Source organism: Geminisphaera colitermitum TAV2 (assembly GCF_000171235.2).
In the GTDB taxonomy this organism is placed as follows: Bacteria; Verrucomicrobiota; Verrucomicrobiia; order Opitutales; family Opitutaceae; genus Geminisphaera; species Geminisphaera colitermitum.
In genome coordinates, this window is record NZ_ABEA03000041.1 from 55,807 (window position 1) to 73,570 (window position 17,764).

Here is a 17,764-nt window from a genome sequence, read left to right on the forward strand (position 1 = left end):
TCGAGGGTGCTTTGCAATTCCGGTTTTCCTCAAGACGCCAGCGGCACGATCTCCAGACGCGAATCGCCTTCGCTGCCCTCCGGCATGAGACTCCACTGCCGATGCGCGATTTTTTCCAGAAAGGGCCGGTCGTGGCTCACCAGCAACATCGCGCACGGACACTCCGCCAGCGCCTCCTCAAGACAAAGAATACCGGGCAAATCCATGTGGTTCGTCGGCTCGTCCATCACAATCAGATGCGGCCCGCGCACAATGCCGAGCGCGAGCAGGAGCTTGCGCACCTCGCCCGGACTCGGCAACGCGCTCTCCAGCAAACGCGCCGGGCGCGACCCGAGGCGGCTGATCGTGGTCATGACGCGCCCGCGCTCGTCGTTGGGCAGGCGCTTGACGTTCTCCAGCAACACGCGCGACTCCTCCGCCGTGATCTCCTGCGGCACGTAAACGAGGCGCTCCGGCGCGAGGTCGAGATGGGCGAGCAAGTGGCGGATCAGCGTGCTTTTGCCCAAACCATTGGCCCCGGTCAGCGCAATGCGGTCCGCGCCGCCAATGGCCAGATCGGGGAAACGCAACACGCGCCCGGACGAGGCGGGAACGGCAGGAGCGCCCAACGGCAGCACTCCGGCAGGCAGACGCAGTAAAAAATCACGCGGCAGATACGACGCCCCATCAACCCAGATGCCCGTCTCGTAACGCTTCTTCACCGACAAGTTCGCCCGCTGCGCCTCCACCTTGCCCGCACGGCGCGTCATCTGCCCGGCCAGCTTGCCCGCCCAAGCATCCTTGCCCGTCATCTTGGCGAGATTGCGCATGGCGCGCCCGTCGTGGTCGTGCGCGGGGATTTTTTTCGAACGCGACCCCCGCGACGCCGCCGCCTTCTGATCGGCGACCACGCGACGCCGCTGCGCCTCGGCACGCAGACGCGTGGCGGCATGACGCAACGCCTCGCTCTCATGCTGCACCGCCCGCTCCTCTGTCTCCTGTTGCGCCAGCGCCTCCGAAATCCCGCCCGGACGCAACGTTGCGCCCGGCGGCTCGATCATCAGGCAATGCGTGCAAAGCTCGTCGAGCAACTCCCGGTCGTGGCTCACCAGCAGACCCGTGCCGCGAAACTCCCGCAACACCTCCACCAGCAACCACCGCGCCTCGGCGTCGATGTGATTTGTTGGTTCATCGAGCGCGAGCAACGCCGGCTCCAGCCACAGCGCGACGGCGATTTGCGCCCGCTTGCGCTCGCCGTGGCTGAGCGTCACCCAGCGTCCCGGCTCGATCCAGTCGTCGCCGATGCGCAGGCGCGACTTGAGCACGGCACCGTCGGGCGCCCAGAAAAAATCCTCCAATTCCCCCGGTGGCTCGTCCGTGCGCTGCGCCACGTAAAGCGCGTTGCCTCGTCCCCCTCCCCCCCCCCCTCCCCGCGCCGGACCTTGCACCAAGCCTGACTGCGGCGCCAATTCGCCGACTGCGAGTTTGAGCAACGTGCTCTTGCCCGCGCCGTTTGCCCCCACGATCCCCGTCCATCCCGCAGGAAACTGCACCGACAACCCGCTCAACAACGGCGACGTCATCCCCGCGTAACCAAACTCGACATCGCGCAACACCAGCAAACCCGCGCCCGCGCCAGACGCCGCCAGCGACAACGGAAGATTCTCGTCGAGCTTGATCTTCATGCGACGGCAGGCAACGGCGGCATGGGCAAATCCTCCTCGGCGGAAGCCGCCGCAAACGCGATCACCGCCCGGACTGCCTCCTCCGTCAGACTCGGGAAATTCCTTAAAATCTCCTCCACCCGGTGCCCCTCCGCCAAGCTTGCCAGCACCGTGCGCACCAGCACCCGCGTCCCCCGGATCACAGGCTGCCCCCCGCATATGCCCGGATTACGCTCAAAATAAATTGCGTGATTCATGTCGCACAACATGCACCATCCCGCCCCCACTTGGCAACATCCGCGACACACCCACAACGCGCGCATCCCCCCCCCCCCCCCTCCGCGAAACACGATTTTCCTCCACTCGAAACCAGATCGGCTGTTGCACCGTCTCCCCCCACTCGCAAAGCATATCTGTTTCTCATTTTCGCACTCACTCATCCTCACCCGCTCACGCACATGGCTTTCAAACCTGGACGCATCCTCACCCTCCTCGTAATTCTCGGCGCACTCGGTGGCGGCGGCTACTATTACTACCGCAGCCAGCAACCCGTGCCGGTCCAGTTCAACACCGCCAAGCTCTCGCGCGGCAACCTCACGCAAAGCGTCACTGCCACCGGAACCCTCGAACCCGTCGAAAAAATCGAAGTCAGTTCCCAGATCTCCGCCATCATCACGGAAGTGCCCGTGGACTATAACTCCGCCGTGAAAAAAGGCGACGTCCTCGCCCGCCTCGACCCGGCCACCTACCAATCCAGGCTCAACCAGGCCGAGGCCCAACTCGCCAACACCCAGGCCAACCACACCCTCGTCAAACTCAACGCCGACCGCGTCCGCTCCCTGCGCGAACGCAACCTCGTCTCGCAACAAGAACTCGACCAGGCCAACGCCCAACTCGAACAAGCCGAAGCCCAGCTCAAAATCCAGAGAGCTTCGGTTGAAACCGCCAAAGTGGACCTCACCCGCTGCGTCATTGACGCCCCCATTGACGGCACCGTCCTCGACCGCCAGGCCACCGTCGGCAAGACCGTTGCCGCCAGCCTCAACGCCCCCACCCTCTTCATCCTCGTCACCGACCTGCGCAAACTCCAGATCAACGCCGCCATCGCCGAAGCCGACATCGGCAACGTCCGCGAAGGCCAGACCGTTCACTTCACCGTCGATGCCTTCCCCAACCGCCGCTTCGACGGCACCGTCGCCCAAATCCGCAACTCCCCCACCACCCAGTCCAACGTCGTCACCTACGCCACCATCATCGCCGTCAACAACGACGACCTCAGCCTCAAACCCGGCATGACCGCCAACGTCTCCGTCGTCGTCAACCAACGCCGCGGCACCCTCCTCGTCAGCAACTCCGCCCTCCGCGTCCGTCTCCCCGAAGACATCATCATCCCCCTCGCCGAGGACCAAGCCTCCGCCGCCAACAGCCCCACCGACCAAGTCACCCAACTCCTCCTTGAAGCCGGCAACCCGCCCGGCCAGCAACCCACCCGCGAGATCTGGGCCAAAGTCCGCGCCCTCGCCACCGAACGCGGCATCGTCCTCCCCAGCCGCCGCAACCGCGGATCGGGAGGCAACCAGCAACAAATCACCACCCGCACCCTCTACAAACCCGCCGGCACACCCGATGCCCCGCTTGCCCAGTCCGTCGCCGTCAAACTCGGCGTCACCGACGGCATCAACACCGAAATCCTCGAAGGCCTTGCTGACGGCGATGAAATCATCACCGGTATCCAAACCGCCACGACCAGCAGCAGCGCCTCCTCCGGCGCCGGCAACCCCTTCGCCCCCCAACCGAGACGTAGATTCTGAAATTAAAAATTAAAAACCATGCTGATCCCCCCCTGCCCCCCTCCGCCCTCTGCCATTCTTAAGGGAGGTTCTAAAAATCAGAAATTACACAGAGATCACAGAGAAGGCACAGAGTTTAGGGAGGACAAAACGACTTTGTTCCTTTTTCCGTAAAAAAACATTATTTTATTTATAATAAATGAATTACAGAGACATTCATTCGCGAGGAAAATGTCCTTCCACCGGACAGGCCTCCCCAAACTCTGTGCCTCCTCTGTGTCCTCTGTGTAATTTTTAGAAGTTCCCTTAATTATTAATTCTTAATTCCCCCATGCAACCCGTCGTCAAACTCGAAGACATCCACAAAATCTACAGCAACGGAGAGACGGAAGTTCATGCCGTGCGCGGCATCACCCTGACCATCGAACCCGGCGAATTTGTCGCCATCATGGGCGCATCCGGTTCCGGCAAGTCCACCCTCATGAACACCCTTGGTTGCCTCGACCGTCCCACTCGGGGCGACTACTACCTCGACGGCACCAACGTCGCCAATCTCGACCGCACCCAGCGCGCCGACATGCGCAACCAAAAACTCGGCTTCGTCTTTCAAGGCTTCAACCTCCTCTCCCGCACCACCGCCCTTGAGAACGTCGAGTTGCCCATGCTCTACGCCCCCCGTCGCATCTCCGCCGCTGAGATGCGACGCCGCGCCCTTGCCGCGCTCGACATCGTCGGCCTCTCCACCCGTTCCGACCACGTCCCCAGCCAGCTCTCCGGCGGCCAGCAACAACGCGTCGCCATCGCCCGCGCCCTCGTCAACGAACCCCGCGTCCTCCTCGCCGACGAACCCACTGGCAACCTCGACAGCAAAACCTCCGTCGAAGTCATGGGCGTCTTTCAACGCCTCAACGACCAAGGCATCACCATCGTCATGGTCACGCACGAACTCGACATCGCCAACTACTGCAAACGCATCATCATCTTCCGCGACGGCCGCATCGTCCGCGACGAACCCGTAAAAAACCGCCTCATCTCCTCCCAAGAAATGCTCAAACTCCAAGTCGCCGAAACCGAAGCCAAACTCCACGACGAGGGAAATTAGAAGTTAGGAATTAGAAATTAGAAAAACAAACCAGCCGCACATTCCCTCCCCCCCCCCCCCCCTTCCACCCATCCGTCATTCCTAATTCCTAATTTCTAATTCCTAATTTCCAATTCCCTCCACCATGCGCTTCATAGCCACCACGCTCATTGCCCTCCGCGCCCTCCGCCGCAACAAACTCCGCAGCTTCCTCACCGCGCTCGGCATCATCATCGGCGTGGCCGCCGTCATCGCCATGGTGAGCATCGGCAACGGCGCCAAAGCCCAGGTCGAAGCCCAGGTCGCCAGCCTCGGTCGCAACGTCATCACCGTCTTCCCCGGCAGCGTCACCAGCGCCGGTGTTCGCACCGGCTGGGGCAGCGCCAGCACCCTCACCCCCGAAGACGCCCAAGCCATCCAACGCGAAGTCCCCGGAGTCGTCTCCGTCAGCCCCGAAGTCCGCGACCGGCAACAAGTCCTCGCCAACGGACTCAACTGGAACACCCTCGTGCAAGGCGAATCCCCCGACTTTCTCAGCGTCCGCGCCTGGGGCATGGCCGAAGGCGCCATCTTCGCCGAGACCGACGTCCGCAGCGCCGCCAAAGTCTGCATCATCGGCTCCACCGTTGCCGAACAACTCTTCCCCGACAGTAACCCCGTTGGCCAGACCCTCCGCATCCGCAACATCCCCATGCGCATCCTCGGCGTGCTCGAAAGCAAAGGCTACAACGCCATGATGAACCAGGACCAAGACGACATCATCATCGTCCCCTACACCACCTCCATGCGCCGCATCTCGCGCCGCACCTACCTCAGTTCCATCCTCGTCGAAGCCGCCAGCGCCGAGCAAATGCCCATCATCCAGGAAGACATCACCGCGCTCCTCACCCAGCGCCGCGGCGGACGCGAACCCGACTTCACCGTGCGCAACCAACTCGAACTCGCCGAGCGCGCCACCGAGACCTCGCGCACCATGACCGCCCTCCTCGGCTCCATTGCCGGCGTCTCCCTCATGGTGGGCGGCATTGGCATCATGAACATCATGCTCGTCTCCGTCACCGAACGCACCCGCGAGATCGGCATCCGCCTCGCCATCGGCGCGCACGATCAGGACATCCGCCTGCAATTTTTGATCGAAGCCATGATCCTCAGCGTCCTCGGCGGCCTCCTCGGTGTCGCCCTCGGCATCGGCATCTCGCAACTCGTCTCGCACCTCAAAGGCTGGCCCATCCTAGTCTCCATGGATTCGATCACGCTCGCCGTGGTATTCTCCGCCACCGTCGGCATAGCCTTCGGCTTTTACCCCGCGCACAAAGCCGCCCAACTCGACCCCATCGAAGCCCTCCGCTACGAGTAAAGCACCCTGAAATCAAAACAAAGGAATGGCCGCAAAAAGGCACATAAGGCGCAAAAAAGAAAGGAACAGGATTGCCGGAGTTTTTGCGCCTTATGTGCCTTTTTGCGGCCATTCCGGTTTGAAAGTCGGCGCCCTTGTTTTTCTGGGGCTGATTTTTGGTTACATATCCCCCAGTATCCAAGCCTCCACCACAACTGACGTCCTCGCCATCGCCCGCTCACTCATCGCGGCCCAACGCCTCCCCGAAGCACGCCCGCCCCTCGAACAACTCCTCACCGCCGAGCCCTCCAACACCGAAGCCCGCCACCTCCTCGCCCGCTGTTACCTCGGCCTGCAACGTTACGACGACGCCATCGCCACACTCGCCCCTCTCCTCCCCCCCCCCCCCCCCCTGCCGACGCCCTCGCCGCTCCCATCCTTGCTGATTACAGCGAAGCCTGCCTGCACCGTGCCGCCGAACTCGGCACCAGCTTTCGCGCCCTCTCCCTTGCCCGCCGCGGACGCGACGCCCTCGAAAAGGCCTCCACCCTCGACCCCGGCAACATCCTTTATCACGAAGGCCTGGTGGAGTTTTATCGACACGCCCCCATGATCGCCGGCGGCAGCCGCGCCAAGGCGCTCGCACACGCGCAAGCCGCCACGCGCCTCGACCCCCTGCGCGGCGGACTCCTCGAAGCATCGATCCACGCCGACGAAAAACGCTTCACCGAAGCCCTTGCCCTGTGTGACGCCGCCCTCGCCGCCGCGCCCGACAACTACCTCGCGCTCTACACGCTGGGCCGCATCGCCGCCGACAGCGGCCTGCGACCTGCCGACGGCACGGCGGCCCTGCTGCGTTGCCTCACGCTCAAGCCCACGCCTGCCGAACCTCCGCACTCCGCCGTGTATTTCCGCCTCGGGCTCATTGCCGAGAAACAGAACCACCGCGACGAAGCCCGCGCCCATTTCGCCACCTCGCTCCGCCTCGCCCCCGCCTACCGTCCCGCGCTGGACGCCGCCCGCCGCGTCCAGTAGGTTATTGGAGGGCGGGTCTCCCGACCCGCCAGACGCGGCGCAGCCGCGCCTTCCGGATGGGCGGCGCTTCGCGCCGTCGGCGGGTCTCCCGACCTATAAGCGCTAACATGTTAAGATTTGATGAGGATACGGTGGGGGATGCGCTTGCGAGGAGGGTAGCCGAGGGAACCGCGTAGGCGATGGCCGCAGAGAAGGAAGAGGCTTAGGGAGAGAGGGATGGCCAGACAAGAGAGGAGACAATCGCGAGCGAAGACAAACTCAGTCCATCTGGAGTTAGTCAGGGAGGATGAATCCCCAGGGGGAAAAAACCTCTGATTGGAGGAGGGATTTTTCGATGAGCAAGCAGGTGAGTAATTTGGCTTGGAGCCATGAGCGGGAGCTGAGGGGGTCTTTTTTTGGGACGTGGCCAGTGTTCAGGAGTGATTTGAGGCGTTTGAAAGCCAGTTCGATCTGCCAGCGCAGGCGGTAGAGTTGGAGGATGCCGCGGGAGTCCAGGCAAGAGGAGGGCAGGGAAGTGACAACGACAATGTAATCAGCCATGCACAGGCACTGGCAGGAGGGTTTGCGGCCGTTTTTTTTGGCGCTGAGCCTGATTTTGGCTCGTTCGCGTTGGGCGGCCTGTGGGCTGACGCGAAGGGCGCACAGGCGCAAGGCGGTGCCGTCCTTGAGGAAGACGGGCAGTCCGGAGCACTGACGGGAACGCAACTGGGCCAGCCATGCGGGAACGTCCAGCGCATGCCCCTGCTGGTCAAACAAGGGCAGACTGGTGCTGTGCCAGCGTAACAGGACCGCCCCCTGATGATCCATCACATGCCTGATCTGCGGGGCTCGGCAAAAATTCCGGTCGCCCAAAAACAAATCCCCCTTGCGCACCTTGTAACGGCACAGACTTTCGCCCCCCTTGTTGTCGGTCAGTTCGGCCTGTTCGCAAAACAGGCTGGGCAGTCCGATCGCATAATGCAGTCTCCAGTCCGTTCCGCTTGCTCCGGATTCCTCTATGGTCGTGCTGTCCACCGCCACCGCCGTCCACCCTTCCGGCAATCTCGACCACCTCGGCTGTCCGGCCTGCTGCTCAAGCAACCTTACGCTCATCCACCTCAGCCAACCCTCCGCGTTCCTCAGCCTCTTGAGCAACGCCACATCCGAGACCTCCGGCAACCCTGCCGCCGCCCCCCTCGCCACCGCATGCCTCAACGACAGCCCGCTCCCAGCGTGCATCAATATCAGCCTGAGCAACTCCTCCGCCGTTCTTATCCCCTTGGCCTGCTTGAACGCTCCTTGCTCCCTGGCCGCCACCTCCCACCCTTCCGGCAGCAGCCCCTTCACCAGCCCCCACTCTTCCGTCATCCATGTCTTTTTCATCCCACCTATCTACCCGTTTCCTCCTCCCATGTAAAGACAACATGTTAGCGCGTATAGGTCGGGAGACCCGCCCTCCAAGGGCTGCGCCAAAACCGAAGTAATCAAAATTTCCCGCTACGGCGCAACGGGCGCAACGCCATCAGCCTGCGGGTACCCCCTCAGCGTGGCATCCGTCGCGCCGTTGCGGGAAATCCTGCTGTTTTCTTCTCCGCGGCTCCGCGTGAGATATTTCGGATGGGCGCGGCAAAGCCGCGTCTGGCGGGTCAGGAGACCTATACGCGCTAACATGTTTCGTTTTTTTCTTCATTTTTTGATTCAAACCAGCCTTTTAAATCTAAAAATCGCTGTTTTCTGCTGAAATAATCTCAAGAAATGCGTGGCGATTGAAAAGATGTTAGCGCGTATAGGTCAGGAGACCCGCCCTCCAGACTCACTCGCTGCGATGCCAGTCCACCAACTCGAGTTGCAGGAGTTTGCGGTCGTTAAAAAAGTTCCAAGCGAGGCGCACCGCCAGGTTGATGGGCTCGCCGGCAGGGGGGACGTTGTGCGCCTGTTTCCACGCCACGCCAAAGAGGCGGCGTCCGTGGGAGTCCTCAAACTGGAAACGGAAATGCTGCTCCCGAAATACCTCGGGGCGGTAACGGAAAACAACGTTGCGCACGCCAAAGATGGGCTCCGGGTTGGCTTGCCCAAAGGGATACATCCGCTCGAGTTCGCCCATGAAGGTTTCGTGGATTTCCTCGGGACGGAGCCAGGCAGAGATGTTGAGCGTAGGGGCGGTCAAGGCGCCGCCCGCCTGCCGCAACACGGACTGGGCAAACTGGACGCGAAAGGCGGCAAGGTGCTCTTTTTCCAATGCCACGCCCACCGCCATCGGGTGGCCGCCCCAACTGGTGAGGTGCGCGGCGCAGGCGGCGAGGACTTCGACGAGGTTCACGCCGTCGATGCTGCGTCCGGAGCCTTTGGCGCTGCCGTCGGTCTCGGTGCCAAGGACGACGCAGGGGCGGTTGTATTTGCGGCAGACCCGGCCGGCCACGATGCCAACGACGCCGGGATGCCAGTTTTCGCCAAAGAGCACGATGCCGGGCGAGTCAAGATGCTGGCTCTCGATCATGCGCTCGGCTTCCTCGGTGATCTGACGTTCGATGTCCTGGCGCTCGCGGTTGAAGGCGTCGAGTTGGGTGGCGGTTTCCTTGCAGAATTTTTCGTCGTTGCTGAGGAGGAGTTCCACCGAGAGCGAGGCGTCCGCGAGGCGTCCGCTGGCGTTGATGCGGGGGCCGAGGCGGAAGGAGATGTCAACGGGCATGAGCTCCTGGCCGGGGCGCACGCCGGCGACTTCCATGAGGGTGCGCACGCCGGAGCGCGTAGTCGTTTTAAGGATACGCAGTCCGTTGCGGGCGATGACGCGGTTCTCCCCGGTGAGGGGCACAAGGTCGGCCACGGTGCCCATGGCGGCGAGGTCGAGGTAGTCGCGCATTTTCACTTCGTGCGCGCCGGGATGGTTTTCGCTGCGCAGGTGTTTCACCAGGCCGTGCGCGAGTTTGAAGACGAGGCCGACGGTGCAGAGGTGGCGCCAGTCGTCGTCATTCTCCGTTGGATACACGTGGGGGTTGATCAGGATCGCGTCGTTGAGGAGCCCGGTCTTGGTCTGGTGGTGATCGATCACGATGACGTCGATGCCGAGGCCGCGCAGGTAGGCGATTTCGTCGTGGGAGTTGGTGCCGCAATCGAGCGCGATGAAGAGCCGGGGATGTCCGGGCTCGAGGGCGCGGTCGATGGCGCTGCGCGAGAGTCCGTAGCCGTCTTCCATACGACGGGGGACGACGAAGCGGGGACTGGTCCCGAAGCGGCGCAGGATGCTGACGAGGAGCGCGGTGGAGGTGACGCCGTCCACGTCGTAGTCGCCGAGCACGGTGATGTCCTCGCGTTGGAGGATGGCTTGGTGCAGGCGGACGACGGCAGCCTGGAGGTTTTGCAGTTGGAAGGGGTCGGAGATGGAGGCGAGCGCGGGGTTGAGGAAGCGTTCGGCGGCGGCGGGTGTGCCCACGCCGGCACGCACCAGAAGCTCGGCAATGACAGGCGGCACATGAGTCGCCTCCGTGAGGGCGGCGATTTGCGCGGCGGGGGCGGGTTCGTAGAGCCAGCGGGTGGTGCGGGACGCGGTGTAAAAGGGCGGCGGGGTGGGGCCGGTGTTGCAGTTGCCGGGCACGGGTTGTTCGCCCGTGCTGGGAGCGGTCACGGGAGAAGTCATCATTGGGCAAGGGCCACGCACGCGAGCACGCCGGGCCGGGAGGCGGAGGGCGTGATTGCGTGCGTGACAGATGGGTTAGCGTGAGGCCTTGCTGGTGGCTTCCCACTCGTAGGTGGGGCGGACGTCTTGATGCTTCTCCACGTTTTTGCGGTCTCCTTTGTGCCACCAGTAGAAAACCTGCGAGGAGATGAAGATCGCAGAGAAGGTGGAGGTGAGGATGCCGACGAGGAAGGTGAAGGCGATGTCTTCCAGAACGCCGCCGCCGAAGAGGAAGAGCGAGAGGGCGGCGAGGAAGGTCGTGGTGGAGGTCATGATGGTGCGGGCAAAGACCTTGCTGATGGCATCGTTGACGATGTCGCGGAGTTTGCCGTTGGGATTGAGTTTCAGCTCTTCCCGGATGCGGTCAAAGACGACGACGGTTTCGTTGATCGAGTAGCCTGCGATGGCGAGGATGGCCGCGACCATGGGCGCGGAGAAGTGGTGACCAAAGAGGACGAAGATGCCGACGGTCATGAGGATGTCGTGCAGCGAGGAGAACATGGCGCCGATGCCGAAGCCGAATTCGAAGCGGAAGGCGATGTAGAGGAGCGTCACGGCCATCGAGGCGAGGATGGCGATGAGGGCGTTCTTCTTGATTTCCGCGCCGATGCTGGCGCCGAGGTGATTGGTGCCGATTTTCTCAAGGCCGGCCTGCGGATACTTTTTCTGGAGGGCGGTGAAGAGTTCATCGGATTTGCCTTCGCCGGTCTCGATTTTGAGGGTTTCGAGTCCGCTGCCGAGGGCGGCAACGTAGGTCGGCACAACCTCGCCGGTGCCGATTTGGGAGGCGACTTCGCGGATCTCTTTGGCGTCGATCTTTTGGGTGAATTTGGCGCTGATCACGTCGCCGCCGACGAAGTCGATGCCGTAGATATTCTGGCCTTTGTAGATGATGACGCAGAGGCCGCCGAGGACGACGAGCCAGGAGGCGATGAAGGCGGCTTTGCCGTACTTCACGAAGTCCACATGGATATCCTTGATGATGCGGCCCATGGGCAGGCGCTTGATGATGCCGCCGTCAACGAGCACTTCCATGACGAAGTGGGCGGTGATGAGCACGGAGATGAGCGTGGAGATGACGCCAATGGCGAGGGTGACGCCGAAGCCTTTGATGGGGCCGGTGCCGAGCCAGATCATGATGGCGCAGATGAGAAGCTGCACGAAGTGGGCGTCGAGGATCGTGGAGAGGGCTTTGTAGAAGCCGTTGCGGTTGGCGGAGGCGAGGGTTTTGCCGACCTTCAGTTCTTCGCGCATGCGCTCGAAGATGAGGATGTTGGCGTCCACGGCCATGCCGATGGTCAACACGATACCGGCGAGGCCGGGGAGAGTGAGGGTGGCTCCGAGGCTGGCCATGGTGCCGAAGATAATGAGGATGTTGAAGGCCAGAGAGAAGATCGCGACGACTCCACCGATGGTGTAGAAGGTGATCATGAAGGCGGCAACGAGGACGACGCCAATGATCGAGGCGCGCACGCCGCTGTCGATGGCGTCTTGGGCGAGGGAGGGGCCGACTTCGTATTGCTCCTTGACCTGCATGGGGAGGTCGAGGGGATTGTTGAGGACGTTGGCGAGTTCGATGGCCTGGCGCTGGGTAAAGGAGCCGGAGATGGAGGCGCGTCCGCCGGAGATTTCCTCTTTCACGGTGGGGGCGGAGTAGAGCTTGCCGTCGAGGACGATGGCGAGGCGTCCGAGGCGTCCGCTGCGCTGGCCGTTGGCGGCGATTTCGCGGGTGACGGCGGCGAAGCGCTTGGAGCCGGCGTCGTTGAAGTTGAGGGCGATCTGGAAGCGGCCGTATTCGTCGATGACGGCGGCGGCGTTGGAGACGCCGTCTCCGGTCATGTCGGGGCGTTGTTTGACGAAGACTTCTTCGATTTGAAGTTTGCCGCGGTCGTCGTGTTCGAGGGGAAGGATTTCGTAGCCGACGGGGGTTTCGACGCCGGGTCCGGGGGTGAGCGTGGGGTGAACGGTGCGGAATTCGAGGAGCGCGGGTTTTTTCACGCTATCGACGACTTCGGGGTTGTCGCGGGTGTTGACGCCGGCGAGTTGGACTTCGATGCGGCGGTCGCCAACGGCGCGGATGATGGGTTCGGTGACGCCGAGGCCGTTGATGCGGGTGTCGAGGATTTCGATGGCCTTGCTGAGCTTGCTGCCGCGTTCGGATTCGGCGGTCTGCTTGAGGGCGCTTTCGTCCACTTCGAGGGTGAAGGCGACGCCGCCTTTGAGGTCGAGGCCGAGTTGGAGTTTGCTCTTGGATTCCTTGAGGAGGTGGTCGAGGAGGATGTTGTTGCGCTTCTCGATGTTGACCAGGGAGCTTTCGAGGCGGATGCCGGGAAAATACTGGGAGAGGTCGATTTTTTGTTCGTTGGCGACGCTGCGCAGCGCGGAGAAGAAGGAGGGGGATTGGTGCTCGGCGTGGCGCTTGATGGCGGTGTCTACGAGGACGCGGAAGGCGGCGGCCTTTTCGGTTTCTTTGGTGGCCTCGGTTTGGACGTAGGTTTCAAACTTCCGGTCTTTGAGCGGGAAGAGCGTCCAGGCTGCCCAGCCGGCAATGGCGACACTAAGGATGAGCTTCCACAGGTTTTGTTTCAGCATGGTGGTTGGTTCGTTGATGTTGTTATTTGTTACTTTGCTTTTGATTCTGAAAACGAATTTCGCCACCGGGCCGGTGAGGCGCCGGATGGAGGGAGTAGGGCGCGAGTCTGGCGGCAGGTGGCGATGGCTTGTGGCGGGAGAGAAGGGGGGGGGAGGTGGAAGCGGGTTTGTCCGGCGCGTGCCAGTTGTTGACCGATGGTAGCGGGGACGGTCACCAAGGACGCGCAGACAGCCGGCGGAGCGGCTTACTTGCTGGCGTCACCGGCACGACGCACCACGGCCTGAATAAAACCCTTGCTGACCTCGACTTTGACGTTGTCGGCAATGCGGATGGTGAAGCGGTCGTCCTTCTTGTGGGTGATCTCACCATAGATGCCGCCGGAGGTGATGACTTCGTCACCGGTGCCCAGTTCGGAGAGCATTTTCTGGTGCTGCTTCTGCTTCTTGCGCTGGGGGGCGAAGACGAGGAACCACATCGCCACGAGCAGAAGGATGGGGAAGAGCAGGCCGAGCGGGCTGCCACCGGGAGAGGAGGAGGGAGCAGCGGGAGCGGCCTGGGCGATCAGGGACGGGAAGGTCTGGGAGAAAAACTGAGTCATTTTCGTCGTTGCGTGTTGGTGTGTTTGAAAAAAGAAACAGCGAGACAACCGTGTCCTCCGCTCTGAACGCAAGCTTTGTCTTAAGTCCATTCGGGTTCCGATTCGGTTCCCGAGTCCATCTGTCATAAACTCAGCCGCATTTTCGCCATCTTGAAACGCAAAGTCTCCTCCGCTCCCGCCGCCTGGTCTGCCACGCAATCCGAAGAACTGTATGGTTTCAAACGCTGGGGTGCGGGGCACTTCGGTGTCGATCCCGATGGTCTTGTCACCGTGCAACCGCTCGCCGATGGACGCGCCATTCGCATCACCGACGTTGTCCAGGAAGCCCTCGACATGGGCCTCAAGGCTCCGATGGTCATTCGCTTCCAAGACCTGTTGCGCCACCGCGTCGAACAGATCAACCGATGCTTTCGCGACGCGATCAAAGAAGAAGGCTACAAAGGCGATTACCGCGGCGTGTTCCCGATCAAGGTCAACCAACTCCGCGAAGTCGTCGATGAGATCGTCGATGCCGGCAAGGACTACGGTTACGGCCTCGAAGCCGGCTCCAAGCCCGAGCTCATGATCGCGCTGGCGATGCACGAGGGCAAAGACCGCCTCATCATCTGCAACGGCTACAAGGATCTCGACTACATCCGCCTCGCGCTCATCGGACGCAAAATCGGCAAAAAAATCATCATCGTCGTCGAACAACTCTCAGAAGTGGACGACATCATTGCCGTCGCGGCGGAAATCGGCGTGAAGCCCATGATCGGATTCCGCGCCAAGCTCCAGACGCGCGGCGAGGGCAAATGGTCTTCGTCCTCGGGCGACAACGCCAAGTTTGGCCTCAACACCGCCGAAATCCTCTTCGCCTGCGACAAACTCCGCAAAGCCAAGCTCACCACCGCCCTCCGCCTCGTCCACTTTCACATCGGCTCGCAAGTCCCCAACATCCTCACGATCAAGAACGCCGTCATCGAGGCCTCGCGCTTCTATTGTCAGTTGCACAAAATGGGCTTCCCCATGGGCTACCTCGACGTAGGCGGCGGCCTTGGCATTGATTACGACGGCTCCCGCACCAACTACGAATCCTCGATGAACTACACGATGGCCGAGTATGCGCGCGACGTCGTGGCCAACGTCCGCGACATCTGCGACACCGCCGGCGTCCCCCTGCCCGACCTCATCAGTGAATCCGGCCGCGCCGTCGTCGCCCCGCACTCCATGCTCGTTGTTGAAGTCTTCGAACGCATCAACAAGCGCGAAACCCTCGGCCGCCAGCACCAGCCCAAGGAAAAGCACAAAATCGTCACCGACCTCGAAGCCCTCCTCCGCAACCGCAGCAAACTCGGCAAACTCGAACGCTTCCACGACGCCGTCCAAGCCAAGGACCAAGCCTTCTCACTCTTCAACCTCGGTTACCTCGACCTCGAAAACCGCGCCGCCGCCGAGTCCATCTTCTGGCAAATCTGCGAACAAATCGCCCACGAACTCGACGACGGCGGCTACATTCCCGAAGACCTCGAACAACTCAAAACCCTCCTCGCCGACCAATACGTCTGCAACTTCTCCGTCTTTCAGTCCCTCCTCGACCACTGGGCGCTCAAGCAACTCTTCCCCATCGCCCCCCTCCACCGCCTCACGGAAAAACCCACCGTCAACGCCACCCTCGTGGACATCACCTGCGACTCCGACGGCAAGATCAACAGCTTCATCGACCTTCAGGACACCAAGGACTACCTCCAACTCCACCCCCTCAACAACAAGCCCTATTACCTCGGCGTCTTCCTCACCGGCGCCTATCAGGACATCATGGGCGACCTGCACAACCTCTTTGGCCGCGTCAACGAAGTGCACGTCTTCCTCGAAGAAGACGAACCCAACGGCTTCTACGTCGAGGAAACCATCGCCGGCAGCCGCATCAGTGACGTCATCGAAGGCGTGCAATACCAGTGGGAAGAACTCTGCCGCCGGATGAAAACGCAGATCGACCACGCCACCAAACGCGACCTCGTAAAACCCCGCGAAGGCGTGCGCATGACCGAATATTACGAAGAGCAAATGCGCTCCAAAACCTACCTCGGCATCACGCGCCCCAAACCCCGTCCCAAGCTCCCCCGTGCCGACGCCATCGCCGAAAACGGCAGACGAAGCCGAAAATAACCCCACCGCACACTCAGAACACCACACACACCGACCACACCACTACCAATCCATGAAACTCATCATCTCCATCATCAAACCCTTCAAACTCGAAGAAGTGAAAGAAGCCCTCACTGCCATCGGCATCGAAGGCATGACTGTCACCGAGTCCAAGGGATTCGGACGCCAAAAAGGCCACACCGAAATCTATCGCGGCAGCGAGTACACCGTTGATTTCCTCCCCAAGGTAAAACTTGAAATCGTGGTCCCCGACGACCTCGCCCCCAAGGCCATCGCCGCCATCACCAAGGCGGCCAGGACCGGCAAGATCGGCGACGGCAAGATCTTCGTCTTCCCCGTGGACGACGTGATCCGCATCCGCACCGAAGAGCACGGCGAAGCCGCCATCTGAGCAAACCCGCCAGTCGGCCAGCCAGCCGTCCCCTCCCCCCCCCCCCCTCCGCTTTTCCAGCATTTGCCAATCCGTGCGCAGTCTCCGCACTCGACGCGCGCCACTCGCTTTGCGAACGTGCCCGCCACTTATGGCAACATCCGCACGTCCCAAGAAAGTCGCACTCCTCACCGCAGGCGGCCTCGCGCCCTGCCTCAGCTCCGCCGTTGGCGGCCTCATTGAGCGCTACACCGAAATCGCGCCCGACATCGAAATCATCGCCTACCGCGGCGGCTACAAAGGCCTCCTCCTCGGTGACAGCTACAAAGTCGGCCCCGCCGAACGCGCCACCGCCCACATTCTCCACCGCCACGGCGGCAGCCCCATCGGCAACAGCCGCGTCAAACTCACCAACATCAAAGACTGCGTGAAACGCGGCCTCGTCAAAGAAAACGGCCAGGACCCGCAAAAAGTCGCCGCCGACCAACTCATCAAAGACGGCGTGGACATCCTCCACACCATCGGCGGAGACGACACCAACACCGCCGCCGCCGACCTCGCCGCCTACCTCGCCAAAAACAACTACGGACTCACCGTCATCGGCCTCCCCAAGACCATTGACAACGACGTCTATCCCATCCGCCAGTCCCTCGGTGCCTGGACCGCCGCCGAACAAGGCGCCCGCTACTTCCGCAACGTCGTTGCCGAGCACAACGCCAACCCCCGCATGCTCATCATCCACGAAGTCATGGGCCGCAACTGCGGCTGGCTCACCGCCGCCACCGCCGCCGAATACCGCAAACTCCTCGACCGCGAAGAATTCGTCCCCGGCCTCGGCCTCTCCCGCGCCAACCTCGACATCCACGCCATCTTCATCCCCGAAATGGCCGTGGACATCGCCGCCGAAGCCGCCCGCCTCAAAAAAGTCATGGATGAAACCGACAACGTAAACATCTTCATCTCCGAAGGTGCCGGCGTCGAATCCATCATCGCCGAAATGCAATCCAAAGGCCAGGAAGTCCCCCGCGACGCCTTCGGCCACGTCAAACTCGACGCCATCAACCCCGGCAAATGGTTCGGCGAACAATTCGCCAAAATGCTCGGAGCCGAAAAAACCCTCGTGCAAAAAAGCGGCTACTTTGCCCGTGCCGCCGCCGCCAACATTGACGACCTGCGCCTCATCAAAAGCTGCACCGACCTCGCCGTCGAATGCGCCCTCCGGCGCGAAGGCGGCGTCATCGGCCACGACGAAGACAAAGGCGGCGTCCTGCGTGCCATTGAATTCCCCCGCATCAAAGGCGGCAAACCCTTCAACCTCGCCACCCCCTGGTTTGGTCCCCTCCTCGCCGCCATTGGCCAGCCCCAAGGTGCCAAGGTGGACGTGAAACACTAACGTAAAACCTCGCAAAGCCGAAGCAAGGAGCGGCGGTCTTCATGAAAGCCGCCGGTTCGAAGTGGAGCGGGCGTCCCGCCCGCTCCGCGTTCCCCGTAGCGCAGGCATCCTGCCTGCAATCGAGTCGA

Annotated in this window: 14 protein-coding genes; 8 read left to right on the forward strand and 6 right to left on the reverse strand. The window is 62.0% G+C overall.

Translation table 11 applies throughout. The features are described from left to right. Positions 1 to 29: 29 nt before the first annotated feature. Both OBACDRAFT_RS04760 and OBACDRAFT_RS04765 read right to left on the reverse strand, forming a co-directional pair. Positions 30 to 1,664, reverse strand: coding sequence for an ATP-binding cassette domain-containing protein (locus OBACDRAFT_RS04760; protein ID WP_081721819.1), 1,635 nt, complete (start codon positions 1,662 to 1,664; stop codon positions 30 to 32). Then, a complete protein-coding gene (locus tag OBACDRAFT_RS04765) occupies positions 1,661 to 1,900 on the reverse strand; it encodes a DUF433 domain-containing protein (protein WP_043583488.1) in 240 nt (79 codons plus the stop codon). The genes OBACDRAFT_RS04760 and OBACDRAFT_RS04765 overlap by 4 nt, the downstream gene beginning before the upstream one ends. 201 nt (positions 1,901 to 2,101) lie before the next feature. Between OBACDRAFT_RS04765 and OBACDRAFT_RS04770 the strand changes: the two genes are divergently transcribed. The 5 genes from OBACDRAFT_RS04770 (at position 2,102) to OBACDRAFT_RS29365 (ending at position 6,885) form a co-directional block, all read left to right on the forward strand. Further along, positions 2,102 to 3,454 carry an efflux RND transporter periplasmic adaptor subunit gene (locus OBACDRAFT_RS04770; RefSeq protein ID WP_043583252.1) on the forward strand — a complete coding sequence of 451 codons (1,353 nt, stop codon included), beginning with the start codon at positions 2,102 to 2,104 and terminating at the stop codon, positions 3,452 to 3,454. A gap of 310 nt (positions 3,455 to 3,764) precedes the next feature. Then, positions 3,765 to 4,535, forward strand: a complete 771-nt coding sequence (locus OBACDRAFT_RS04775; RefSeq protein ID WP_043583253.1) for an ABC transporter ATP-binding protein — start codon at positions 3,765 to 3,767, stop codon at positions 4,533 to 4,535. Between the two features lie 124 nt (positions 4,536 to 4,659). Continuing rightward, positions 4,660 to 5,871, forward strand: coding sequence for an ABC transporter permease (locus OBACDRAFT_RS04780; RefSeq protein ID WP_043583254.1), 1,212 nt, complete (start codon positions 4,660 to 4,662; stop codon positions 5,869 to 5,871). Positions 5,872 to 5,989: 118 nt separating this feature from the next. Further along, the gene (locus tag OBACDRAFT_RS29360) at positions 5,990 to 6,463 is read left to right on the forward strand and encodes a tetratricopeptide repeat protein (protein ID WP_232766644.1); all 474 of its coding nucleotides are present in this window, start codon (positions 5,990 to 5,992) and stop codon (positions 6,461 to 6,463) included. Continuing rightward, entirely contained in the window at positions 6,460 to 6,885 is a 426-nt protein-coding gene (locus OBACDRAFT_RS29365) for a tetratricopeptide repeat protein (RefSeq protein WP_052361158.1), read from the forward strand. The genes OBACDRAFT_RS29360 and OBACDRAFT_RS29365 overlap by 4 nt, the downstream gene beginning before the upstream one ends. A gap of 273 nt (positions 6,886 to 7,158) precedes the next feature. Here the strand turns inward: OBACDRAFT_RS29365 and OBACDRAFT_RS26230 are convergent, their stop codons facing one another. From OBACDRAFT_RS26230 to yajC, 4 genes are all read right to left on the reverse strand, one after another. Continuing rightward, positions 7,159 to 8,247 (reverse strand): IS4 family transposase, encoded by a 1,089-nt coding sequence (locus OBACDRAFT_RS26230; protein ID WP_081721820.1) that lies wholly within the window; start codon positions 8,245 to 8,247, stop codon positions 7,159 to 7,161. Between the two features lie 430 nt (positions 8,248 to 8,677). Further along, positions 8,678 to 10,486 carry a single-stranded-DNA-specific exonuclease RecJ gene (recJ, locus tag OBACDRAFT_RS04800; protein WP_232766646.1) on the reverse strand — a complete coding sequence of 603 codons (1,809 nt, stop codon included), beginning with the start codon at positions 10,484 to 10,486 and terminating at the stop codon, positions 8,678 to 8,680. 87 nt (positions 10,487 to 10,573) lie between these two features. Then, complete coding sequence (locus tag OBACDRAFT_RS04805; RefSeq protein ID WP_043583492.1) at positions 10,574 to 13,129, reverse strand: protein translocase subunit SecDF; 2,556 nt, start codon at positions 13,127 to 13,129, stop codon at positions 10,574 to 10,576. Between the two features lie 245 nt (positions 13,130 to 13,374). Beyond that, complete coding sequence (gene yajC / locus OBACDRAFT_RS04810; RefSeq protein ID WP_043583256.1) at positions 13,375 to 13,728, reverse strand: preprotein translocase subunit YajC; 354 nt, start codon at positions 13,726 to 13,728, stop codon at positions 13,375 to 13,377. 150 nt (positions 13,729 to 13,878) lie between these two features. Between yajC and speA the strand changes: the two genes are divergently transcribed. The 3 genes from speA to OBACDRAFT_RS04825 all read left to right on the forward strand — a co-directional run bounded on the left by speA (position 13,879) and on the right by OBACDRAFT_RS04825 (position 17,636). Beyond that, complete coding sequence (gene speA, locus OBACDRAFT_RS04815) at positions 13,879 to 15,873, forward strand: biosynthetic arginine decarboxylase (protein WP_052361164.1); 1,995 nt, start codon at positions 13,879 to 13,881, stop codon at positions 15,871 to 15,873. Positions 15,874 to 15,925: 52 nt separating this feature from the next. After that, positions 15,926 to 16,264: a P-II family nitrogen regulator gene (locus OBACDRAFT_RS04820; RefSeq protein ID WP_043583257.1), complete on the forward strand. Its 339-nt coding sequence runs from the start codon at positions 15,926 to 15,928 to the stop codon at positions 16,262 to 16,264. A 130-nt stretch (positions 16,265 to 16,394) separates the two neighbouring features. After that, a complete protein-coding gene (locus OBACDRAFT_RS04825) occupies positions 16,395 to 17,636 on the forward strand; it encodes a pyrophosphate--fructose-6-phosphate 1-phosphotransferase (RefSeq protein ID WP_043583258.1) in 1,242 nt (413 codons plus the stop codon). Positions 17,637 to 17,764 lie beyond the last annotated feature (128 nt).